This is a genomic window from Streptomyces sp. NBC_00239 (assembly GCF_036194065.1).
GTDB lineage: Bacteria > Actinomycetota > Actinomycetes > Streptomycetales > Streptomycetaceae > Streptomyces.
In genome coordinates, this window is the sequence record NZ_CP108095.1 from 1,408,380 (window position 1) to 1,434,545 (window position 26,166).

Genomic DNA, 26,166 nt, shown 5'->3' on the forward strand with positions numbered 1-26,166 from the left:
GCGGGCACACGGCCGTTCCGATGGGGGCGGCGGTGTGCCCCCGGGCGTCGACGAACGCTGACCACGAGCCCGCTCCCCGTCTCCCGCTGCGCCCGTGTGCCCGTGTGCCCGCGGTCCGAGCCCTCCCCCCACCTCCCCACCCCCCACCTCTCACGAACTGTCAGAGCATCCAGCACTTCTCCGCGCGTGAAGGGCGTCCTTCCGCGCGCTGTTTCCCCGATAGGGAGCGAAGAACATGGCCATCCGTCCCGGGTCCCCCGTGCCGGACGATTCCATTGCCGTCGTCGGACTTTCCTGCCGCTTCCCCGGCGCGCCCGGTCCCGCCGCCTTCTGGCGGCTGCTGGCCGAGGGCGCGAGTGCGGTCGGGCCGGTCCCCGACGGGCGGCCCGGCCTGAGCGCCGACGCCGTCGCCAGGCCGGCCGGCCATCTGGGCCGGATCGACACGTTCGACCCGGAGTTCTTCGGCATCTCGCCGCGCGAGGCGGCCGTGATGGACCCGCAGCAGCGGCTCGTCCTCGAACTCGCCTGGGAGTCCCTGGAGCACGCCGGGATCCTCCCCGCGGACCTGCGGGACAGCGCGGCGGGCGTGTTCATCGGCGCGATCTGGGACGACTACGCCAAGCTCGCGCACGGCCACGGCGCCGACGCCGTGACCCACCGCTCGATCACCGGCACCAGCCGCAGCATCATCGCCAACCGTGTGTCGTACGTGCTGGGACTGCAGGGCCCGAGCCTGGTCGTCGACACCGGGCAGTCCTCCTCGCTGGTCGCCGTGCAGCTGGCGTGCGAGAGCCTGCGCTCGGGCGAGAGCTCCGTCGCGCTGGCCGGCGGAGTCAGCCTGAACCTCGTACCGGAGGGGTTCACGGTCGCCGACCGCTTCGGCGCGCTGTCCCCCGAGGGCACCACCTACACCTTCGACGACCGCGCCAACGGCTACGTGCGCGGTGAGGGCGGCGGGGTCGTCGTCCTCAAGCCGCTGCGGCAGGCGGTCGCCGACGGGGACACCGTGTACGCAGTCATCCGCGGCGGCGCCGTGAACAACGACGGCGGCGGCGCCGCGCTGACGACACCGCGCGGCTCGGCGCAGCAGGACCTCGTGCGCAAGGCCTGCGCCCAGGCGGGCGTGGCGCCGGCCGAGGTGCGGTTCGTGGAGCTGCACGGCACCGGGACGCCGGTCGGCGACCCGATCGAGGCGGCCGCGCTCGGCGCCGCGCTCGGGGCGGACCGGCCGGCGGACGCGCCGCTGCTGGTCGGCTCGGTGAAGCCCAACATCGGCCACCTGGAAGGCGCGGCGGGCATCGCCGGGCTGATCAAGACGGTGCTGTGCCTGCACGAGGGGGTGCTCGCGCCGAGCCTGAACTTCGTCCGCCCGAACCCGGCGATCCCGCTGGACGAGCTGCGCATCGAGGTCAACACTCTGGCACGGCCGCTGCGCGGCCGGAGCGACGGAAGTGGCGGGAGCGGCGAGGCCGGCGCGCCGGTCTTCGCGGGGGTCAGTTCCTTCGGGATGGGCGGCACCAACTGCCATCTGGTGCTGTCCGATTGGCAGCCGGCCGGGGAGCCCGGGCAGGACCCGGCCGACCGTCCGGGCGACGGGCCGGCGGTGGTGGCTTCGGCCGTGGTGGCTCCGGCACTGCTGTCGGGGCGGACCGCGGACGCCCTGCGCGCTCAGGCCGCCCGGCTGTCGGAGCACCTCACCGGGCCGGGCGGGCAGGCCCCGCTGCGGGACGTGGTGCATTCGCTCGCCACGACCCGTACGCACTTCGCACACCGCGCGGCCGTCCTCGTACCGGACCGTGAGGCGCTGCTCGGCGCGCTCGCGGATCTCGCCGCGGGGGTCGAGCGGGCGGACGTCCGGCTCGGCAAGGTGACGGCCGCGGCAGCCGCCGACGATGCGACCACCGCGGTCGACGGGGGCGGGGCGGCCGGCCTGGCGTTCCTGTTCACGGGGCAGGGCAGCCAGCGGTCCGGGATGGGGCGTGAACTGTACGCCGCCCACCCGGTGTTCGCCCGGGCGCTGGACGAGGTGTGCGCGCACGTCGACGGCATGCTCGAACGGCCTTTGCGTACGGTCATGTTCGCCGAGGAGGGCACGGACGACGCGGCCCTGATCCACCGGACCGGCTACACGCAGGTCGCGATCTTCGCGTTCGAGGTGGCCCTCCACCGGCTGTTGGCGCACTGGGGTGTCGCCCCGGCCATGGTCCTCGGCCACTCCGTCGGTGAACTCGCCGCCGCCCACGTGGCGGGCGTGCTGTCGCTGGCCGACGCGTGCACCCTGGTCGCCGCCCGCGGCCGGCTGATGCAGGCGCTGCCCGAGGGCGGTGCGATGGTCGCCGTGCAGGCTTCCGAGGAAGAGGTCCTCGCCACCCTCGCGGGCCGGGAGCACTCGGTGGCGGTCGCCGCCGTCAACGGCCCGCTGTCGACGGTGATCGCGGGCGACGAGGACGCGGTCCTGGACGTCGCCGGGCAGTGGCGCGAGCGCGGACGCAAGACCAAGCGGCTCCAGGTCAGCCATGCCTTCCACTCGCCGCACATGGACGCGATGCTCGACGGGTTCCGCGCGGTCGCGGAGGGCCTGACCTACCACGCGCCGCGGCTCACGGTCGTCTCCAACCTGACCGGGCGCGCCGTGACCGCCGAGGAGATCGCCACCCCCGCTCACTGGGTCCGGCACGCCCGCGAGGGCGTCCGCTTCCACGCGGGCATGGGGGCCCTGGAGGAGCTGGGCGCGCACACGTTCGTCGAGGTCGGGCCGGATGCCGTGCTCACCGCGATGGGCCGCGACTGCGTCACCGGGGACGGGTCGCTCTTCGTGCCGACGGCGCGCGCCGCCCGGGCGGAGGTCCCCACCCTCCACTCCGCGCTCGCCCGACTCCACGTGCAGGGGACGCCGGTGGCCTGGCAGCAGGTCGTCGAGCGGGGCGGTGGGCACCGGATCGCCCTGCCGACGTACGCGTTCCAGCGCGAGCGGTACTGGCTGCAGGCCCCTGCGCGCTCCGCGGACGTGGGCGCGGCCGGCCTGGCCGCCGCACGGCATCCGCTGCTGGGCGCGGTCGTCCGGCGCGCGGACTCCGGCGAGGTGATCCTCACCGGACGGATCTCCGCCCCGGACCTCGCGTGGCTCGCCGACAGGAACGTCCCGGACGGGCTGCTTGCGGACGCCGGCGCACTGCTCCTGCCGGCGTCCGCGTTCCTCGAACTCGCCGTGCGGGCGGGCCTGGAGGCGGGCTCGCCGCGGGTCGGGCGGCTGACGCCGCTCGCCCCGCTCGCGGTGGCGCCCGCGGGCGGGGCTTCCGGTGCGGACGAAGCGGCCGAAGTCGCCGTACAGGTGCAGGTGGCGGTGGGCGCCGCCGACCCGGACGGGCGCCGGACGCTCGCCGTGTACGCGCGGCCGGAGGGCGCCGGCCCGGACGGGTCCTGGACCCGGCACGCCGAGGGTGAGCTGCTGCCGGCGGCTCCCGCCGACGGTCCGGCACTCGCCGCGCCCGCCGAGTGGCCGCCGGCCGGGGCGTACGCGCTGCCCGTCGGCCCGGCCGCTGCGGAGCTGGGTCTGAACCGGCTGTGGCGGCGCGGCGACGACGTCTTCGCGGAGGTCGACGCCGCCGGGGTGGCGCCGTCCGCCTCGGCACCGGCCGCATCCGGCACGGGAGCCGAGGGTTCCGTGTCCGGCGGGTACGCGCTGCACCCGGCGCTGCTGGCACCCGAGGTGCTGGACGCCGTACTCGGCACCGCGGCAGCCGCGGGTGCCGGGCGGACGGTGGAGTGGCAGGACGTGGAGGTGCACGCGGTGGGCGCGGCGCAGCTCCGGCTGCGGCTGACGGCCGGTGCCGACGGCGGGTTCGGCCTGCGGGCCGACGACATCGCCGGCCTGCCCGTGGTCACCGTCGGCGCGCTGCGCCTGCTCGACGTACCGGCCGATGAGCTGCGGGCCGCGCTGGCCCGGCCGCTCCGTCACGACGCGCTGTTCCGCCTGAAGTGGCAGGAGTTGACGCCCACCGCGCCGGACCGCGAACCGGCCTTCGACACGTCCTGGGCCGTCCTGGGCGGCACCGAGGCACCCGCGGGCGCCGCGGCGACGACGGCTACGACGGCTACGACGGCTGCGACGGCCGCCGTCATCGTGCAGGCACCGCGGCTCTTCCCGGACCTGGACTCCGTGGCCGGAACGGATGCCGTGCCCGGTGCCGGTGCGGATGCCGCGGCGCCCTCGTCCTCTGCGCCCGATGCCGCCGGATCCGCCATGCCCGCCGTGGTGCTCGTGCCGGTGGCCGGGCGGGGGGCTGCGGATCCGGAGCTCGGGGAGCTGTTGGAGGCCTGGGCCGCGGACGTGCGGTTCGCCGGGTCCCGGCTGGTCGTCGTGACCGGCGGCGCCGTGGCCGTCCGGGCCGGCGACACGGTGCCCGACCTGGCCCATGCGGCGGCCACCGGTCTCGTACGGTCGGCGCTGGCCGCGCACCCGGGCCGGTTCGGCCTGGTGGACCTCGACGGGCAGCCGGAGTCGGCTGCGGCGCTGCCCGCCGTCCTCGCTTCGGGCGAGCCCGAAGTGGCGGTGCGCGGCGGGTTGTTGTTCGTACCGCGCCTGGAGCGTGCCGTGCCCGCGGTCGGCCGTGCTGCGGTCTGGGAGTCCAAGGGCACGGTGCTGATCACCGGTGGCGCCGGTACGGCCGCCGCACTGGTGGCCCGCCACCTCGCCCGCGAGCAGGGCGTAGGCCACCTGCTCCTGGCCGCGCCCGACGGCACGGACGCGCCCGGCGCGGCCGCGCTCGCCGCCGAACTGCGCGCGGCCGGAGCCGAGGTCACGTTCGCCGCCTGCGACACGGGTGACCGCCGGGCCCTGGCCGCCCTGCTGGCCGGGGTGCCGGCCGAGCGCCCGCTGACGGCCGTCGTGCACGCCGCCGGTCCGGCGGCCGGCGCCGACACGGCCCTGCACCTGCACGAACTGACCCGGCACCTGAAGCTGTCGGAGTTCGTGCTGTTCTCCTCGGTCGCAGGGACGATCGGCGGCGCGGACCGGGTCGTGGCCGGTACGGCTTCCTTCCTCGACGCGCTCGCACACCACCGCCGCGCACTGGGGCTGCCCGGCGTGTCCCTGGCCTGGGGACCGTGGGCCGCGGACGGTACGGACTCGACGGGCGGCGTCGACGGCCCGCCGGCGCTGTCCGCGGGCGAGGTGACCATGCTGCTCGGCACGGCCCGGTCGATGGACGAGGCCGCGCTGGTACCGGCCGTCCTGACCGGCGCCTACACCCACGGCGGGGAGAGCGGCGCAGAGCCCCTCGGGATGCTGTCCGGGCTGGTGCGACCGGCCCGGAACCCCCGCCGGGCGGCCGCGGAACGGGCCACCGGCGAGCCGGGCGGGGAGGCGCACGGAGAGGCCTACGGCCAGGCCGAGGCCACCGGAGCCCGCTCCGACGGCCCCTCCGGGGCGCGGTCCGGGGCGCGGTCCGGGTTCGCCCGGCGGCTCGCGGAACTCCCGGAGTCCGAGCGCGAGCGCGCCGTCGGCGACCTCGTGGCGGCGCAGATCGCGGCAGTCCTGGAGCATGCTTCGGGCGCGGCCGTCGATACGGCGCGCACCTTCAAGGAGCTGGGCTTCGATTCGCTCACCGGGGTCGAGTTCCGCAACCGGCTCGGCAAGGCCGCAGGCGTACGGCTGCCCGCCACCCTCGTCTTCGACCACCCGACCGGCGACGCGGTCATCCGTCTGCTGCTCACCGAGCTTCAGGACGCACAGGCGCCCGCACCGCGGACGGCCGCCACAGTCGCGGCGGCCGGTGACGACGATCCGGTGGTGATCGTCGGCATGAGCACCCGACTGCCGGGCGGCATCGGCTCCCCCGAGGCACTGTGGGAGCTGGTCGCCTCGGGCGGCGACGCGATCTCCGGTTTCCCGGAGGACCGCGGCTGGGACCTGGACGCCCTGTACGACCCGGACAGCGAGTCGGCGGGTACGTCGTACACGCGGCACGGCGGCTTCCTGGCCGCCGCGGGTGATTTCGACGCCGAGTTCTTCGGCATCTCGCCGCGCGAGGCCCTCGCCATGGACCCGCAGCAGCGGCTGCTGCTGGAGGCCTCCTGGGAAGCCTTCGAGCGGGCCGGCATCGACCCCACCACCCTGCGGGGATCCGACACCGGCGTGTACGCGGGCACGTTCATGTTCCGCGATTACGACGGTGGCGCGCCCGCGGGTGCCGAGGGCCAGCGGATGACGGGCTCGGCGGCGAGTGTGCTGTCCGGCCGTATCTCGTACTCGTTCGGGCTGGAAGGTCCTGCGGTCACCGTCGACACCGCCTGCTCGTCCTCACTCGTCGCCCTCCACATGGCAGCACAAGCCCTCCGCCAGGGCGAAGTCTCCCTCGCCCTCGCAGGCGGCGTCACCGTCATGTCCTCCCCCTCCACCTTCATCGAATTCAGCCGCCAACGAGGACTCGCACCCGACGGCCGCTGCAAACCCTTCTCCGCCCAAGCCGACGGCACCGGCTGGTCAGAAGGCGTCGGCGTCCTCGTACTCGAACGCCTCTCCGACGCCCGACGCAACGGCCACCACATCCACGCCGTCGTCCGAGGCAGCGCCATCAACCAAGACGGCGCCAGCAACGGCCTCACCGCACCCAACGGACCCTCCCAACAACGCGTCATCCACGCCGCACTCGCCAACGCCGGACTCGCCGCTTCCGACATCGACGCCGTCGAGGCACACGGCACCGGCACCCGCCTCGGCGACCCCATCGAAGCCACCGCCCTCATCAACACCTACGGCAAGGGCCGCGAAAGCAGCCGGCCACTGTGGCTCGGCTCCCTGAAGTCCAACATCGGACACACGCAGGCCGCGGCCGGCGTCGGCGGCGTCATCAAAATGATCAAGGCAATGGAACACGGGATCCTCCCCCGCACCCTCCACTCCGACGAACCCTCCCCCTTCATCGACTGGGAAGACGGCACCGTCGCCCTCCTCAACGAAGAACAGACCTGGCCCGACACCGGACGCCCCCGCCGCACCGCCGTCTCCTCCTTCGGCATCAGCGGCACCAACGCCCACGTCATCCTCGAACAAGCCCCTGTCGTAGCGGAGTTGCATCCCACAGCGCCCGCGAACCCGGCTGTCGTGACCGTGCCGCTCTCGGCCAAGACGCCGGAGGCGCTCCGCGCCCAGGCCGAGCAGGTGCGCGTCCACCTCCAACAGGACCGGGACGCGGACATCGCCGCGGTCGCACTGGCCCTCGGTACGTCCAGGGCCGCGCTGGAGCACCGTACGGTCGTCGTGGCGGAGGACCGCGGAGGACTCCTGGCCGATCTGACGGTGGCGGCCGAGGGCGGTTCCGGGCAGCGCGTCGTCCAGGGTTCGGCGGTGGCCGGAGGGCTGGCGTTCCTGTTCACGGGTCAGGGCAGCCAGCGACCCGGCATGGGCCGCGAACTGTACGCATCCCAGCCGGTGTTCGCCCAGGCCCTCGACGAGGTGTGCAAGCACCTCGACACCCACCTCGGACAGTCCTTGCGGGACGTCATGTTCGGCACGGACGAGACGGTCGACGGCTGGGATGCCGAGCTGCTGAACCAGACGGTCTACACGCAGACTTCGCTGTTCGCCCTCGAGGTCGCCCTCTTCCGGCTCGCCGAACACCTCGGACTGCGCCCTGACTTCGTGGCCGGTCACTCCATCGGAGAGCTGGCCGCCGCCCACGTCTCCGGAGTGCTGTCGCTCGCCGACGCCTGCACGCTGGTCGCCGCCCGCGGCCGCCTCATGCAGGGCGTGCCGCAGAACGGCGCGATGGTGTCCGTGCGGGCGACGGAGGAGCAGGTGGCCGCCGAGCTTGCGGAATGTGCGGACGAGGTGGCCGTCGCCGCCGTCAACGGGCCCGCTTCCACCGTGATTTCCGGTGACCTGCTGACCGTTCTGGCCGTGGCGAAGCGACTTGAGGAGCAGGGCTTCAAGACCCGCCGGCTCCAGGTCAGCCACGCCTTCCACTCGCCCCACATGGACCCGATGCTGGAGAAGTTCCGGGAGGTCGCCGCCGGGCTCACCTACCACGCGCCGCGGATCCCGGTCGTCTCCAATCTCACCGGCGACATCGCGACCACCGAGGAACTCACCTCCCCCGACTACTGGGTGCGCCACGTCCGCGAGGCCGTCCGCTTCCACGACGGCATCACCACCCTCCACGAACACGGCGTCACCACCTACCTCGAACTCGGCCCCGACGGCGTGCTGACCGCGATGGGACGCGCCTGCATCCCCGACTCCGCGGACAGCGGCACGACGACCGAGCCCGAGTTCCTCGCGGCCCTGCGACGGGACCGCCCCGAACCGCAGTCCTTCACCACCGCGGTCGCCCACCTCTGGACCCGCGGCATCACCCCCGACTGGCACGCCCTCCTCGGCGACCACCCCACCCACCCCCACCACCTCCCCACCTACCCCTTCCAGCACAAGACCTACTGGCAGCAAGTGGCCCCCGCCGCGGCAACGGACGCTGCGTCCATCGGACTTGGCGAGTCGGCCCACCCGCTGGCCGGCGCCGTCGTCACACGGGCCGAAAGCGACGAACTGCTGCTGACGGGCCGGCTGTCGCTGCGCACCCACCCCTGGCTCGCCGACCACGCGGTGCGTGGCCGGGTGCTGCTGCCGGGCACCGCCTTCGTGGAGCTGGTGCTCCAGGCCGGGGCCGAGGCGCGGGCGGGCCACCTCGAGGAGTTGACCCTCGAGGCACCGCTGATCCTGGCGGGCAAGGGGGCCGTGCAGTTCCAGGTGGCCGTGGGCGTCCCGGACGAGTCCGGCCGGCGGCCGGTGACCGTGCACTCCCGCCCGGAGAACACCGACTTCGCGGAGGAGTGGACCCGGCACGCCGAGGGCGTACTGGCGTCCGAGGAGCCGCCCGCCGGACCGGGACTCACGGCATGGCCGCCGACCGGCGCCGAGCCGGTGGACCTCGCCGGCCGGTACGAGGACCTGGCCGAGCAGGGCTTCGACTACGGGCCCGCCTTCCAGGGTCTGCGTACGGTCTGGCGGCGCGGAACCGAAGTCTTCGCGGAACTCTCCCTCACAGAAGACCAGTTGGAGAACGCTGGGGCCTTCGGCCTGCACCCTGCACTGCTGGATTCGGCGCTGCACGCCATCGAGCTGGGCGTACTGCCCGGCACCGGCGAGCCGCGGCTGCCGTTCGCGTGGAGCGGTGTACGGCTGCACGCGGCGGGGGCCACGGCCGCCCGGGTCAGGCTCGCTCCGGCGGGCACGGACGCGGTGACGATCGAGGTCTACGACCCGGCCGGGGCCCCGGTGGCCACGGTGGCGTCGCTCGCCTCACGCGCGGTATCGGCCGAGCAGCTCGACGCGGCGGGCGGCGGCCGGAGCCACGATTCCCTGTTCCGCGTGGAGTGGAAGCCGCTGATCCCCGGCGCCACGCACGGCTCGGCGACGTCGGCTGCCTCGGCGGTCGATGTCACCGACGCCACCGTGCTGCGGCTGACCGCCGGCGCCTCCGTCCATGACACGGTCCACGAGGCACTCGTCCGGACCCAGGAGTGGCTCGCGGAGGACCGTCCCGAGCGCGAACGCCTGGTACTGGTCACCAGCGGCGCGGTCGCGGTGGGCGCCGAGGACGACGTCGTGGACCTGCCGGGAGCCGCGGCTCACGGTCTGTTGCGGTCGGCTCAGACCGAGAACCCCGACCGCATCATCCTCCTCGACCTCGACCCCCACACCAACCCCGACGACCCCCACACCCTCACACCCCTCCTCACCACCGCCCTCACCACCGGCGAACCCCAACTCGCCCACCGCAACAACACCCTCCACACCCCCCACCTCACCCGCACCACCACCACCAGCAACCACACACCCACCACCCCCCACTTCACACCCGACGGCACCGTCCTCATCACCGGAGCCACCGGCGCACTCGGCGGACTCTTCGCCCACCACCTCATCACCCACCACAACGTCCGCCACCTCCACCTCATCAGCCGACGCGGACCCCAAGCCCCCGGAGCCACCCAACTCCACAACCAACTCACCGCACTCGGCGCCCACATCACCATCACCGCCGCCGACATCACCAACCCCACCGAAATCGAACAAATCCTCAACACCATCCCCACCCAACACCCCCTCACCGGCATCATCCACGCCGCCGGCACCCTCGACGACGGCATCTTCACCTCCCTCACCCCCCACCGCACCACCACCGTCCTCAACCCCAAAACCACCGCAGCACACCACCTCCACCACGCCACCCAACACATCACCACCCTCACCACCTTCATCCTCTTCTCGTCGATTCAGGGGCTCGTGGGAGGCGCCGGCCAGGCCAACTACGCGGCTGCCAACAGCTATCTGGACGCGCTCGCCCAGCACCGGCGCCATCTCGGTCTCCCCGCCCTGTCGTTGGCGTGGGGCCCGTGGGCCGAGGGTGGTATGGCGGCCGAGCTGAGCGAGGCCGACCGGAACCGGTTCGCCCGGACCGGCATGCTGCCGATCGATCCGGCGCAGGGTCTGGAGCTGTTCGACACCGCGCTCTCGCTCGGTGTGTCCGGCGCCGTTCCGCTGCCGCTCGACGCGGCCGCGCTGAGGGCCCGGGGGTCCGAACTGCCGCCGCTGTTGCGGGGGCTGGTGCGCACCCCGGCGCGCAGGGCGGTTGCGGCGACGGCCCGCGGCGCGGGTGGTGCCGTCGCGTCCGGCCCCTCGCTCGCCCAGCGGCTGACCGGTCTCACCGGTGAGGCCCAGGAGGAGCTGCTGCTCGATCTGGTGCGCGGCGAAGTGGCCGCGACCCTCGATTACGGCAGTGCGGACGCGGTGGACGGCCGGCGCGGGTTCAAGGAACTCGGCATCGACTCCCTCACCGCCGTCGAACTCCGCAACCGCCTCAACAAGACCACCGGACTCCGCCTCCCCGCCACCCTCGTCTTCGACTACCCCAGCCCCCACGCCGTAGCCGAGCACCTGCGCACCGAGCTGGCCCCCGCGGCCGGGGCGGGCACGGCGGAGGAAGAGGCGATCGGCGGTGGAGTCGACGACGGCGACATCCGCCAGATGCTCACCACCTTGTCCATCGACCGGCTGCGCGGTTCGGGCCTGCTGGACGAGCTGCTGAAGCTGGCCGGCCCGGCGGCACCCACCGCGGGCGGCACGACCGGCGGCAACGGCGCCGCCGGACCGGTCGGCCCGGATGCCGGTCCCGACATCGACATCGACATCGACGCCCTGGACGTGGACGCCCTCGTCCGGATGGCTCGCGAGAGCCTCGGATCCTGAAGAGTCCTGGAGACACGAACAGCATGAACAACACCTCGTCCGAAGCGGTCGTGGCGGCACTGCGGGACTCCCTCAAGGAGACGGGCCGGCTGCGCCAGCAGAACCAGGAGCTGATCGCCGCGTCCCGCGAGCCGATCGCCATCGTCGGAATGAGCTGCCGCTACCCCGGTGGCGTGTCCTCGCCCGAGGGCCTGTGGGAGCTGCTGGAGCAGAGCACGGACGCCGTGTCCCCGTTCCCGGTGGACCGGGGCTGGGACCTGGCCCGACTGCACGACACGGACCCCGACAGGCCGGGTACGTCGTACACGCGGGAGGGCGGGTTCCTGCACGAGGCCGCCGACTTCGACGCCGAGTTCTTCGGCATCTCGCCGCGCGAGGCCCTCGCCATGGACCCGCAGCAGCGGCTGCTGCTGGAGGCCTCCTGGGAGGCCTTCGAACGGGCCGGCATCGACCCCACCACCCTGCGGGGCAGCAAGACGGGCGTGTACGCGGGGATCATGTACCACGACTACGGCCCGTACCTCTTCGAGCCCGTCGAGGGCGCGGACGGGCACCGGCTGACCGGCGGCGCGGGCAGCGTGCTGTCGGGCCGGGTCTCGTACACCTTCGGCCTGGAGGGCCCGGCCGTCACGGTCGACACGGCCTGCTCGTCGTCGCTCGTCACGCTCCACATGGCGGTGCAGTCGCTGCGCCAGGGCGAGGTCTCGCTCGCTCTGGCGGGCGGGGTGACCGTCATGTCCTCGCCGGGCACCTTCGTGGAGTTCAGCCGGCAGAAGGGGCTGTCGCCGGACGGACGGTGCAAGTCCTTCTCGGCTGCGGCCGACGGCACGGGCTGGTCGGAGGGCGTCGGCGTCCTGGTGCTGGAGCGCCTCTCCGACGCCCGACGCAACGGCCACCACATCCTCGCCGTGGTGCGGGGCAGCGCGGTGAACCAGGACGGCGCCAGCAACGGACTGACCGCCCCGAACGGGCCTTCCCAGCAGCGCGTCATCCACGCCGCACTCGCCAACGCCGGACTCGCCGCTTCCGACATCGACGCCGTCGAGGCCCACGGCACCGGCACCCGCCTCGGCGACCCCATCGAAGCCACCGCCCTCATCAACACCTACGGCAAGGGCCGCGAAAGCAGCCGGCCACTGTGGCTCGGCTCCCTGAAGTCCAACATCGGACACACACAAGCCGCCGCCGGCGTCGGCGGCGTCATCAAAATGATCAAGGCGATGGAGCACGGGGTCCTCCCGCGCACCCTCCACTCGGATGAGCCGTCCCCGTTCATCGACTGGGAAGACGGCACCGTCGCCCTCCTCAACGAAGAGCAGACCTGGCCCGACACCGGACGCCCCCGCCGCACCGCCGTCTCCTCCTTCGGCATCAGCGGCACCAACGCCCACGTCATCCTCGAACAAGCCCCCGAAACCGAACCCACCACCGAAGCGGCCACCGAACCGGCCCCCGAAGGCGACGAGAACCCGCAGGACGACGCCGGGACCGTCACCACTGCCCTCTCCCCCGCCCCGGCCGTCGTGCCGGTGGCGCTGTCCGCGAAGTCCCCGGAGGCACTGCGCGCCCAGGCCCGGCAGCTCGCCGCCGCCTTCGAGGACCCGGCCGCTTCCCTCACCGACACCGCTCTGTCGCTGGCCGTCCACCGTGCCGCGCTGGACCGGCGTGCCGTCGTCGTCGCCGCGGACCGTACGGAACTCCTCGCCGACCTGGCCGCGCTCGCCGAAGACGGGACCTCTCCGCGCCTGGTGCGCGGCGAACCGGCCGGTGGCGATCTCGCCTTCCTGTTCACGGGCCAGGGCAGTCAGCGACCCGGCATGGGCCGCGAACTGTACGCATCCCAGCCGGTGTTCGCCCAGGCCCTGGACGAGGTGTGCAAGCACCTCGACACCCACCTCGGGCAGCCGTTGCGGGACGTCATGTTCGCCGCCGACGACGAGGGCACGCTGGACCGGACCCTCTACACACAGACTTCGCTGTTCGCCCTCGAAGTCGCACTGTTCCGGCTGACCGAACACCTGGGTCTGCGACCCAAGTTCGTCGCCGGACACTCCATCGGCGAACTGGCTGCGGCCCACGTCGCCGGAGTCCTCTCGCTCGCCGACGCCGCCACACTGGTCGCCGCCCGCGGCCGACTCATGCAGGCCCTCCCCTCCGGCCACGGCGCCATGCTGTCCGTAAGGGCCTCGGAAGAGGACGTCGTTCCGCTGCTCGCCGGGCGCGACGGACAGATCGCCGTCGCCGCCGTCAACGGGCCCACCTCCACGGTCGTTTCGGGTGACGCGGCAGTGGTGGCCGAGTTCGAGGCGGCCTTGACCGAGCGGGGTGTCAAGACCCGTCGGCTGCGGGTCAGCCACGCCTTCCACTCCCCCCACATGGACCCGATGCTCGCGGAGTTCCGGGAGGTCGCCGCCGGGCTCACCTACCACGCGCCGCGGATCCCGGTCGTCTCCAATCTCACCGGCGACATCGCGACCACCGAGGAACTCACCTCCCCCGACTACTGGGTGCGCCACGTCCGCGAGGCCGTCCGCTTCCACGACGGCATCACCACCCTCCACGAGCACGGCGTCACCACCTACCTCGAGCTCGGACCCGACGGCACGCTCAGCTCCATGGGGCGCGCCTGCATCCCCGACTCCTCGGACCCCGCCGGCGGCAGCGCCGGCACCGCCTCTGCCGCCGGCGCCGAGCCCGAGTTCCTCCCGGCCCTGCGACGGGACCGCCCCGAACCGCAGTCCTTCACCACCGCGGTCGCCCACCTCTGGACCCGAGGCATCACCCCCGACTGGCACGCCCTCCTCGGCGACCACCCCACCCACCCCCACCACCTCCCCACCTACCCCTTCCAGCGCAAGCGCTACTGGCTGCGCCATGACGCGTCGCGCAGTGCCGACACCTCGGCGGCGGGGCTCGGGCTCGGGCCTGCCGGGCATCCGCTGCTCGGCGCGACGGTCTCGCTGGCCGACGCGGAGGGGCTGGTGCTGACCACGCGGCTGTCGCTGGACGAGCATCCGTGGCTGACCGATCACGCCGTGCTGGACACGGTGCTGTTCCCGGGCACGGCTCTCGTCGAACTCGCCTTCCGTGCGGGCGATCTGACGGGCTCCCAGGTCGTCGAAGAGCTGACGCTGGAGTCACCGCTGGTGCTTCCCGCCTCCGGTGGCGTCCAGGTGCAGGTGGCCGTGGGCGCACCGGACGGGTCGGGGCGCTGCACCTTCAGCGTCCACTCCCGGGCGGAGGACGCCTCGGAGGACGGCCAGTGGCTGCGGCACGGCACGGGCGTACTCGCTTCGGGCGACCCCGGCTCAACCACCGGCGTCCGACGTTTTGTTGACGGCCTGGATTCGCTTGCCGAGTGGCCGCCGCGCGACGCGCAGCCGGTCGACCTCTCCGACTGGTACGGGACGCTGGCCGCGAAGGGCTTCGGTTACGGGCCCGCCTTCCAGGGGCTGCGCAAGGTCTGGCGGCGCGGCGGCGAGGTCTTCGCGGAGGTCGTCCTGCCGGAGGAGCTCGCGGAGGCGGCCGGCGCGTACGGTCTGCACCCCGCGCTGCTGGATTCGGCGCTGCACGCCATCGAGCTGGGCGTACTGCCCGGCACCGGTGGGCTCCGGCTGCCGTTCGCGTGGAGCGGTGTACGGCTGCACGCCTCCGGCGCCACGACCGCCCGGGTACGTCTGACGCAGGCAGGGCCCGACACGGTGTCGCTGCTGCTCGCGGATGCGACAGGTCAGCCGGTCGCGGAGGTGGACGCCCTGTCGCTGCGGGCCGTCTCCGAGGAGCAGCTGCGCGGCGCGAGCCGTTCGGCGCGGCACGAGTTCCTGTTCCAGGTGGAGTGGTCGCCGGTGCCCGCCGCCGGGACCCACGGCTCAGCAGCGTCGGCGGTCTCGGCGGTCGATGTCGCCGACGCCACCGTGCTGCGGCTGACCGCCGGTGCCTCCGTCCATGACACGGTCCACGAGGCACTCGTCCGGACCCAGGAGTGGCTCGCGGAGGACCGGCCCGAGCGCGAACGCCTGGTCGTCCTGACGCAGGGGGCCGTGGCCACGACGCCGGACGAGGTCCCCGACATCGCGACGGCCGCGGCTCACGGTCTGTTGCGGTCGGCTCAGACCGAGAACCCCGACCGCATCATCCTCCTCGACCTCGACCCCCACACCAACCCCGACGACCCCCACACCCTCACACCCCTCCTCACCACCGCCCTCACCACCGGCGAACCCCAACTCGCCCACCGCAACAACACCCTCCACACCCCCCACCTCACCCGCACCACCACCACCAGCAACCACACACCCACCACCCCCCACTTCACACCCGACGGCACCGTCCTCATCACCGGAGCCACCGGCGCACTCGGCGGACTCTTCGCCCACCACCTCATCACCCACCACAACGTCCGCCACCTCCACCTCATCAGCCGACGCGGACCCCAAGCCCCCGGAGCCACCCAACTCCACAACCAACTCACCGCACTCGGCGCCCACATCACCATCACCGCCGCCGACATCACCAACCCCACCGAAATCGAACAAATCCTCAACACCATCCCCACCCAACACCCCCTCACCGGCATCATCCACGCCGCCGGCACCCTCGACGACGGCATCTTCACCTCCCTCACCCCCCACCGCACCACCACCGTCCTCAACCCCAAAACCACCGCAGCACACCACCTCCACCACGCCACCCAACACATCACCACCCTCACCACCTTCATCCTCTTCTCGTCCGTCGCCGGTACGTACGGCACGGCCGGCCAGGCGAGTTACGCGGCGGCCAACGCTTCGCTCGACGCGCTCGCCCTGCACCGCCGATCGCTCGGCCTGCCCGCCATCTCGCTGGGCTGGGGTGCCTGGGCAGACGGCGGCATGGCTTCGTCGCTGAGCGAGGCGGATCTCGCGCGGCTGGCGCGTACCGGCATCGGTGAGCTGGACCCCTCGGACGGCCTGGCCGCCTTCGACGCGGCCCTGGCGCTCGATCTGCCGCACGTGGTGCCGATGGCCCTCGACGCGGCCGGTCTCCGGGCGCAGGGCGGCGAGGTGCCGCGCCTGCTGCGCGGCCTGGTCCGGCCCGCTGCCCGGCGTACCGCTCAGGCCGGGCCCGGCGTGTCCGCCGACTCGGTGGCGCAGCGGCTGGCGGGTATCGCGCCGGAGCAGCGCGAGGAGTTCCTGCTGGACCTGGTACGGGGTGAGGTCGCGGCTGCCCTGAACTACGCCGGTCCCGAAGCGGTGGACGGCCGGCGCGGGTTCAAGGAACTCGGCATCGACTCCCTCACCGCCGTCGAACTCCGCAACCGCCTCAACAAGACCACCGGACTCCGCCTCCCCGCCACCCTCGTCTTCGACTACCCCAGCCCCCACGCCGTAGCCGCTCTGCTGCTGTCCGAGCTCGGCGGCGCGGTGGCCGGACACGACGTCGCTGCCGCGCCCGGCGGCGCCACCGCCCGGGCCGCAGCGGCCACTGCGGCCGGTGCGGACGATCCGGTGGTGATCGTGGGCATGAGCAGCCGGTTCCCGGGCGGCATCGACTCGCCCGAGGCGCTGTGGGAGCTGGTCGCCTCGGGCGGCGACGCGATCTCCGGTTTCCCGGTGGACCGCGGCTGGGACCTGGACGCGCTGTACGACCCGAACCCGGACGCGCCCGGCACCTCGTACGTACGCGAGGGCGGGTTCCTGCACGAGGCCGCCGACTTCGACGCCGAGTTCTTCGGCATCTCGCCGCGCGAGGCCCTCGCCATGGACCCGCAGCAGCGGCTGCTGCTGGAGGCCTCCTGGGAAGCCTTCGAACGGGCCGGCATCGACCCCACCACCCTGCGGGGATCCGACACCGGCGTGTACGCGGGTGTCATGTACCACGACTACGCGAGCCGTCTGACGGCCGTGCCCGGCGACCTCGAAGGGTATGTGGGGACCGGAAACACCGGCAGCGTCAGCACCGGCCGGATCTCCTACACCTTCGGCCTGGAAGGTCCTGCGGTCACGGTCGACACCGCCTGCTCGTCCTCCCTCGTCGCCCTCCACATGGCAGCACAAGCCCTCCGCCAGGGCGAAGTCTCCCTCGCCCTCGCAGGCGGCGTCACCGTCATGTCCTCCCCCTCCACCTTCATCGAATTCAGCCGCCAACGAGGACTCGCACCCGACGGCCGCTGCAAACCCTTCTCCGCCCAAGCCGACGGCACCGGCTGGTCAGAAGGCGTCGGCGTCCTCGTACTCGAACGCCTCTCCGACGCCCGACGCAACGGCCACCACATCCACGCCGTCGTCCGAGGCAGCGCCATCAACCAAGACGGCGCCAGCAACGGACTCACCGCACCCAACGGACCCTCCCAACAACGCGTCATCCACGCCGCACTCGCCAACGCCGGACTCGCCGCTTCCGACATCGACGCCGTCGAGGCACACGGCACCGGCACCCGCCTCGGCGACCCCATCGAAGCCACCGCCCTCATCAACACCTACGGCAAGGGCCGCGAAAGCAGCCGGCCACTGTGGCTCGGCTCCCTGAAGTCCAACATCGGACACACACAAGCCGCCGCCGGCGTCGGCGGCGTCATCAAAATGATCAAGGCAATGGAACACGGGATCCTCCCCCGCACCCTCCACTCCGACGAACCCTCCCCCTTCATCGACTGGGAAGACGGCACCGTCGCCCTCCTCAACGAAGAACAGACCTGGCCCGACACCGGACGCCCCCGCCGCACCGCCGTCTCCTCCTTCGGCATCAGCGGCACCAACGCCCACGTCATCCTCGAACAAGCCCCCGACACCGAACCCACCACCGAAGCGGCCACCGAACCGGCCCCCGAAGGCGACGAGAACCCGCAGCCGCTTCCCGTCACCGTGCTGCCCCTGTCCGCCCGCTCCGAGGGTGCTCTCGCCGGGCAGGGAGAGCGGCTCCTCGCGCGGCTGTCCGCCGGCGCGCCCGACCTCGGTTTCTCGCTGGCCACCACGCGTGCGGCGCTGGACCGGCGGGCGGTCGTGGTCGCGGCCGACGACGACGGGGTGCGGGCAGGGCTCGCCGCACTCGCATCCGGCGGCTCCGCGCCGACGCTGGTGCGCGGACCGCTGGCCGCGGACGGGAGCGTTTCGAAACTGGCGTTCCTGTTCACCGGCCAGGGCAGCCAGCGACCCGGCATGGGCCGCGAACTGTACGCATCCCAGCCGGTGTTCGCCGAGGCGCTGGACGCCGTCGCGGCGACCTTCGACCGCCACCTCGACCGGCCGCTGCTGGACCTGGTGTTCGCGGCGGAGGGCTCGCCGGAGGCGGCGCTGCTCAACGAGACGGCGTACACGCAGGCCGCGTTGTTCGCGGTCGAGGTGGCCCTGTTCCGGCTGGCCGAGTCGTGGGGCCTGCGGCCCGACGCGCTGATGGGTCACTCCATCGGAGAGCTGGCCGCCGCCCACGTCTCCGGAGTGCTGTCGCTCGCCGACGCCTGCACGCTGGTCGCCGCCCGCGGCCGGCTCATGCAGGCACTGCCGTCCGGTGGTGCCATGCTCTCCGTGCTCGCCACGGAGGACCAGGTCACGGCGGCGCTGGCCGGGCGCGAAGCGCAGGTGTCGGTCGCGGCCGTCAACGGGCCGGCGTCCACCGTGATTTCGGGCGACGCGGAGGTCGTCGCCGAGCTGGACGCGCTGTTCGGCGAGGCCGGGTTCAAGACCCGTCGACTGCGGGTCAGCCACGCCTTCCACTCCCCCCACATGGACCCGATGCTCGCGGAGTTCCGGGACGTGGTCGCGGGGCTGTCGTTCCAGGAGCCGCAGATCCCGGTCACCTCGAACCTGACCGGCCGCGCCGCCACCGCCGAGGAACTCACCTCGCCCGACTACTGGGTGCGGCACGTCCGCGAGGCCGTCCGCTTCCACGACGGTCTGACCTCGCTCGTCGAGGCGGGCGTGACCACGTTCGTCGAGCTGGGCCCCGATGCCGTGCTCACCGCGCTCGCCCAGTCCGCCCTGGACGGCCCCGCCGGTCCGGGCCCGGCCGTCTCGGCGGCGCCCGCGCTGCGCCGGGGCCGGCCGGAGGCGGTCACCTTCGCGGCCGCGGCCGCCGAGGCCTTCGTCCGCGGCGCCGACGTCGACTGGCGTGCCGTGTACGCCGGTTCGGGTGCGAGCCGGGTGGAACTGCCCACGTATCCCTTCCAGCGGCGACGGTTCTGGATGGAGGCCGACCCGGACCCGAAGGCCCTCGCCACCACGGCGGGCGCACCGGCCGTGGGATCGGTGGAGGCCCGGTTCTGGGACGCGGTGGAGCGCGAGGACCTGGAGGCCCTCGCCGCGCAGCTCGGCCCGGAGGCCGCCGCGCTCGGCGACGCGCTGTCCGTCCTGTCCTCCTGGCGCCGCCGGTCCGCCGGCGAAGCCGCGGCGGATGCCTCCGGCGCACCGGCCGGGACCACAACGTCGCGGCACGAGGACGGGGCCGCCGCACCTGCCGCCACCGATCCGGCCGCGGCCCTGGCCCGCGAGCTGGCCGGCGCGTCCGCCCCGGAGCGGGAGCGCCGCGTACTGGATCTCGTACGGACGGAGATCGCGGCGGCGCTCCAGTACCCGGGCAAGGAGGCGGTGGAGCCGCGGCGGTCGCTGAAGGAGCTCGGCTTCGACTCCTTGGCCGCGGTGGCGCTGCGGAACCGGCTCAACGCCGCGACCGGTCTGGCACTGCCCGCGACCCTCGTCTACGACCACCCGACGCCGGTGGCCCTGGCCGTGTACGTCGCGGCGGCGCTCGCTCCGGAAGTGCCCTCGGCGGCCGCGGGGCCGCTGTCGTCGCCCCCGGGTTCCGTGGACGACGAGCTGGACCGGCTCGGCGACGTGCTGACGGCGGCCGACGGCGAGGCGCGGGAGCGGGCCGCGGCCCGGCTCCAGGAGCTGCTGGCCGGACTCGGCGCCCCTGCGGCCGCGGCCGAAGGGTCGGCCGGCGAGCTGGCCGGTCTGCTCCACGACGCGGACGACGACGACCTGTTCGACCTCATCGACTCCGAACTCGGCTCGTCCTGACCCGGACGAACACCCCCCACTGCCTGCACACCAGCAAGGAAGAGCATGTCTGACGAAACGAAGTTGCGGGACTACCTCAAGCGGGTCACGGTCGAACTGCGCGAAACCCGGCTGAAGTTCGAGGAGGCCGAGTACGCGCGGACCGAGCCGGTCGCGATCGTCGGGATGAGCTGCCGGCTGCCCGGCGGCGTGCGCTCCCCCGAGGACCTGTGGAAGCTCGTGCAGTCCGGCACGGACGCCATCTCCGGATTCCCGGCCGACCGCGGCTGGGACGTCGAAGGGCTCTACGACCCGGAGCCCGACCAGCCGGGCAAGTCGTACACCCGGCACGGCGGATTCCTTTACGACGCGGCCGACTTCGACGCCGAGTTCTTCGGCATCTCGCCCCGTGAGGCGCTCGCCATGGACCCGCAGCAGCGGCTGTTCCTGGAGGCGTCCTGGGAGGCGCTGGAGCGGTCCGGCATCGATCCGGCCACCCTGCGGGGCAGCAGCACCGGCGTGTACGCGGGCTGCGTCACCTCCGACTACCAGGTGCTCCTCACGTCGGCGCCCGAGGAGATCGAGGCGTACCGGATGACGGGTTCGGCGACGAGCGTGCTCTCGGGCCGCGTCTCGTACCTGTACGGCCTGGAGGGCCCGGCGGTCACGATCGACTCGGCGTGCTCGTCCTCGCTGGTGGCGCTGCACCTGGCCGCGCAGGCGCTGCGTCGTGAGGAGTGCTCGCTGGCGCTGGTCGGCGGTGTGACGGTGATGGCCACGCCGACCGGGTTCGTGGACTTCAGCCGGCAGCGCGGCTTCGCCCCGGACGGCCGCTGCAAGGCGTTCGGGGCGGGCGCGGACGGTACGGGATTCGCCGAGGGCGTGGGCGTACTGGTGGTGGAGCGGCTGTCCGACGCGCTCGCCAACGGGCACGACGTCCTCGCGGTCGTCCGCGGCAGCGCCGTCAACCAGGACGGCGCCAGCAACGGCCTGACCGCCCCCAACGGGCCGTCCCAGCAGCGGGTCATCCGCGCCGCGCTCGACGCGGCCGGTCTCGGCCCGGCCGACGTCGACGCCGTGGAGGCGCACGGCACCGGGACCCGGCTCGGCGACCCGATCGAGGCGCAGGCCCTCGTCGCCACGTACGGGGAGCAGCGTGCGGCCGGGCAGCCTCTGTGGCTGGGGTCGGTGAAGTCCAACATCGGGCACACGCTGGCCGCCGCCGGGGTGGTGGGCGTGATCAAGATGGTAGAGGCGATGCGCCACGGAGTGCTGCCGCGCACGCTGCACGCGGACGAGGCGTCGCCGTTCGTGGACTGGGCGGCCGGTGACGTCGAGTTGCTGACCGAGGAGCAGGCCTGGCCGGAGACGGGCCGGGCCCGTCGGGCAGGCGTCTCCGCGTTCGGAATGAGCGGGACCAACGCCCATGTGGTCCTGGAGCAGGGCCCGTTGGCGGCCGACCTCTCCACACCGGGCGCGCCCTCCACACCGGCCGGGCTCGACGCCCCGGCCGTCACGGCCGCCCCGGCCGAACAGTCCGGGCGGTCCGGCGAGGCCGGGCCGCCGGTGGTGCCGTATCTGCTGTCGGCGCGGAGCGAGCCCGCGCTGCGGGAGCAGGCCGCACGGCTGCGGGCACACCTGCAGGCCCGGCCCGGGCTGCCGCCAGCCGACGTGGGGCATTCCCTCGCCGTGACCCGGTCGGCGCTCGACCACCGGGCGGTGGTGCTGGCCGGCGATCCGGACGAGGCCGCGCGCGGCCTGGAAGCGCTGTCGCTGGGCGAGGCGTCCCCGCACGTGGTGACGGGCGTGGCGGCGGAGCGCGGCCGCACCGTGTTCGTGTTCCCCGGGCAGGGCTCGCAGTGGGCCGGTATGGCACTGGAACTCCTCGACAGCGCCCCCGTGTTCGCGGAGCGGCTGCGCGCGTGTGACGCGGCGGTCGGCGCGCACGTCGACTGGTCGGTGGAGGACGTGCTGCGGCAGCGCGCGGGGGCGCCCTCGTTGGACCTCATCGAGGTCGTGCAGCCGGTGCTGTTCTCGGTGATGGTGTCGCTGGCCGAGCTGTGGCGCCGGCACGGCGTCGAACCGGACGCGGTCGTCGGGCACTCGCAGGGCGAGATCGCGGCGGCCTGCGTGTCCGGCGCGCTGACGCTGGAGGACGCGGCCCGGATCGTGGTGCTGCGTTCGCAGCTGTTCGCCGACGAACTGATGGGCCGGGGCGCGGTCGCGTCCATCGCCCTGCCCCGCCACGAGATGGAGCAGCTCCTCGCGCCGTACGGGGACCGGCTGGCCATCGCCGGGGTCAACAGCCCGCGGCTGGTGACCGTGGCCGGTGAGCCGCAGGCCCTGGAGGAGCTGGTGGCGTCGCTCGCGGCGCGCCGGATCCGGGCCCGGGTGGTGCCGGCGACCGTGGCCTCGCACTGCGCTCAGGTCGATCCGCTGCGCGAACGCATCGCGGAACTCCTGGAGTTCGTGACGCCCCGCAAGGGACGGATCCCGCTGTACTCGACGGTGACGGGCGAGGTCCTGGAGGGGCCGGAACTCACCGCCGCCTACTGGTTCGAGAACTGCCGGCGCCCGGTCAGCTTCGAGCCGGTGGTCCGCAAGCTGCTCGCCGACGGCTTCGACGTGTTCGTCGAGTCGAGCGCGCACCCGGTGCTGGTGCTCGGTGTGGAGGAGACCGCCGAGGACGCGGGTGCGGACGTGCTGGTCACCGGCACCCTGCGGCGCGGCAACGGGGGCCCGCGGCAGTTCCTGACCTCGCTGGCGGGGGCGTACGCGGCCGGTCGCGCGGCCGACTGGCAGGCCGTGTTCGGGCCGGGCCGCACGGCGGTCGAGCTGCCGACGTACGCGTTCCAGCGCCGCCGCTACTGGGTGGACCCGACGGACACCCGGGGCGCGGCGGCCGCTGCGGACGCTCCCGGCGCGCTGGACGGCGCGTTCTGGGACGCGGTCGAGCGGGCCGACCTGCCCGGGCTCGCGGCCTCGCTGCGGCTGACGGACACGGCCGCGCTCGCCGAGCTGCTGCCGTCGCTGGCCTCGTGGCGGCGCGACAGCAAGGAGATCGGCGCCGTCGACGCGTGGCGCTACCGCGTGGAGTGGCGGCCGGTCGCCGAGCCCGCCCCGGCCGTCCTGTCCGGCCGCTGGCTGCTCCTGCGGCCGGCGGACGGCAGCGCGGACGCGGAGGCCGCGGCGCTGGGCACCGCGGTCCGGCAGGCGGGCGGCGAGCCGCTGGCCGTGGCCGTGGACCGGTCGGCGGGCCGCGCCGAACTGGCCCACCTGCTGGGCACGGCGGCCGACGGACGGCCGGTCGCCGGAATCGTGTCGCTGCTCGCGCTGGACGGCCCGACGGACCGGCAGGCGGACCGGCAGGCGGTCCCGAGCACGTTCACGGCCGGACCCGTGGGTGGCGCCGCGGACGGCTCCGCGGACGGTGTCGCGGCCGGCCTTGCGGGCGGTGCCGCGGACGGCTCCGCGGGTGGGGCGGGGCGGCCGGTCGCGGCCACCGCTCCCGGGCTGGCCGCCACGGCGCTGCTGCTCCAGGCGCTCGCCGGGGCGCCGTTCGAGGCGCCGGTGTGGACGCTGACCCGGGGCGCCGTGCAGGCGACCGGCGACGACCGGGTGAGCGCGCCCGCGCAGGCCCAGGTGTGGGGGCTGGGGCAGGTCGCCGCCCTCGAGGTACCGCAGTCGTGGGGCGGCCTGGCCGACCTGCCCGAAGGGGCCGACCCGCGGTCCGACGCGCAGGCCTTCGCCCGGTTCGCGGCGCTGCTCGGTGCGGCCGGCGGCGGCGAGTCGCAGGCCGCGCTCCGCCCGTCCGGTGTGTACGGGCGGCGCCTGGTGCCCGCGCCGGCGCCCGCGGCGGGTACGGCAGGCGCGCTCTCCTGGGCCGCGGACGGCACCGTCCTGATCACCGAAGGCGTCACCGGTCCGGGCCGCCATGTCGCCGGTCTGCTGGCGTCGAGGGGTGCCGCGCACCTGCTGCTGACGGCCGCGCCCGGCACCTCGCCCGAGGTGATCGCGGCGGCCGAGGCCGAGCTGGCCGGGCGGGGCGCCGGTCGGGTGACCGTGGCGGTGTGCGACGTGGCCGACCGGGCCGCGCTGGCCCGCGTACTGGACGGCGTGACGGACGGTGACGGTGCTCCGCTGACGGCGGTCGTGCACACGGCCGGGCTGCTGGAGGACACCCCGCTCGACGCGCTGACGTCCGACGAGCTGGAACGGGTACTGCGCGCCAAGGTCCTCGGGGCGCGTCACCTCGACGAACTGACCCGTGACAGCGGGCTCGCCGCGTTCGTGCTGTTCTCGTCGGTCACAGCGACCTTCGGCGGCGGGCTGGGCCTCGCCGGCCACGCGTCCGCCAACGCCTACCTCGACGCCCTGGCCGGGCAGCGCCGCGCGCGGGGCCTGCCGGCCACCGCGCAGGCGTGGGGGGTGTGGGAGGGCGAGCCGGACTCTCCCGAGGAGGCCGCCCGCGAGGAGGCCCGCCGGGAGCGGCTGGGCCGACGCGGCCTGCCGCTGCTGCGGCCGTCCGCCGCGCTCGCCGCGTTCGAGCGGGCGCTGGATCCGGCGGGCGCGACGATCGTCCTCGCCGACATCGACTGGGAGCGTTTCACCCGGGTCTTCGAAGGGGCCGCGCAGAGCCCGCTGATCGCGGAGATCCCGCAGGTGAAGCGGGCCCGCAAGGCAGCCGGCGGGGCCGGTGGCGGGGGCGCGGGCGGCTCGGCGAGCGTGCTGGACCGGCTGGCCGGGCTCACGCCGCCGCGCCGCCGGGAGGTGCTTCTGGACCTCGTACGCGGCGAGGTCGCGGCCGTGCTCGGCCACGCCGACCCGTCGGCGGTGGCGGCGCAGCGCGAGTTCCTGGAGCTGGGCATGGACTCGGTGACCAGCGTGGCGCTGCGCAACCGGCTGGGGGCCGCCACGGGCCTGCGGCTGCCGGCCCGGGTGATCCTGGACCGCCGCACTCCGGAGGCGCTGGCCCGCCACCTCGCGGACGTACTGGCCGACGGCGGGCCGCAGGCCTCCGGCTCGGGCACGCCGTCGGACCCGGCCGGCTCAACCGGCCTACCGGGTAAGGCTGATGGCGCGGGCCTCCCGGCCACGCTGAGTGACCGGTACGTCCGGGCGACGGCCGAGGGGGCCGTGACGGCGCTCACGGCGGAGCTGGCGGCCGCCGCGCGCGAGCGCGCCGTGTTCACCACCCCGGAGGCCGGCGACCTGCCGGAGCCGGTACGCCTGTCCCAGGGCGGCGGCAGCGGTACGGATACCCCTGGCGACGCCGGGCCGCGCATGCTCTGCTTCCCGACCGTCCTGGCGACATCGGGCCCGCACCAGTACGCCCGGTTCGCGGCGCCGTTCGTCGGCCGGCGCGACGTGTTCGCCCTGGCGCTCCCGGGCTTCCGGGACGGGCAGCGGCTGCCCGCCACGCTCGGGGCGATCGCCGAGGCCTCGGCCGAGGCGGTACGGCGGCGCACGGACGGCGAACCCTTCGTCCTGGTGGGCTACTCCTCCGGCGGCGTCGTCGCCCACGAGACGGTCCGGCTGCTGGAGGAGTCCGGCGTGTTCCCCGACGGGCTGGTGCTCCTCGACACGTACGTGCCCGGAGACCCGGCGCTCGCCGACACCGGCCCGGCCCTGATGGCGGGGATGGCCGCACGGCTCACCGAGTTCGGCCCCGTGGAGGACGCCCAACTCACCGCCATGAGCGGCTACCTGGGCCTGCTCGACGACTGGCGGCCCGCGCCAGTGAAGGCACCGGTCCTGCTGGTCAGGCCGCTGGAGCCGGTGCCCGGGCTGCCGCCCGTCACGGACCCCTCGGCCCCGCGGGACGGCTGGCGCGCCGGCTGGCGGCACGCGCACGACCTCGCCGAGGTGCCCGGCGACCACTTCTCGATGATCGAGGAGTACGCGGCGGACACCGCCGCGGCCGTCGGCGGCTGGCTCGCCGGCCTG

2 protein-coding genes and 1 pseudogene are annotated in these 26,166 nt (G+C 74.1%); all 3 read left to right on the forward strand.

The window, feature by feature from the left end; translation table 11 throughout:
* Positions 1 to 235 precede the first annotated feature (235 nt).
* Complete coding sequence (locus tag OG764_RS06165; protein WP_328967371.1) at positions 236 to 11,248, forward strand: SDR family NAD(P)-dependent oxidoreductase; 11,013 nt, start codon at positions 236 to 238, stop codon at positions 11,246 to 11,248.
* A 23-nt stretch (positions 11,249 to 11,271) separates the two neighbouring features.
* Complete coding sequence (locus OG764_RS06170) at positions 11,272 to 20,241, forward strand: type I polyketide synthase (protein WP_328967372.1); 8,970 nt, start codon at positions 11,272 to 11,274, stop codon at positions 20,239 to 20,241.
* Positions 20,242 to 20,286: 45 nt separating this feature from the next.
* Positions 20,287 to 26,106: pseudogene (locus OG764_RS06175) on the forward strand (type I polyketide synthase); the annotation flags it as partial.
* Positions 26,107 to 26,166: the final 60 nt, after the last annotated feature.

Bases quoted from the DNA above. Each gene is read 5' to 3' on its own strand.
- OG764_RS06165 (WP_328967371.1), top strand. From the start codon at position 236: ATGGCCATCCGTCCCGGGTCCCCCGTGCCGGACGATTCCATTGCCGTC.
- OG764_RS06170 (WP_328967372.1), top strand. From the start codon at position 11,272: ATGAACAACACCTCGTCCGAAGCGGTCGTGGCGGCACTGCGGGACTCC.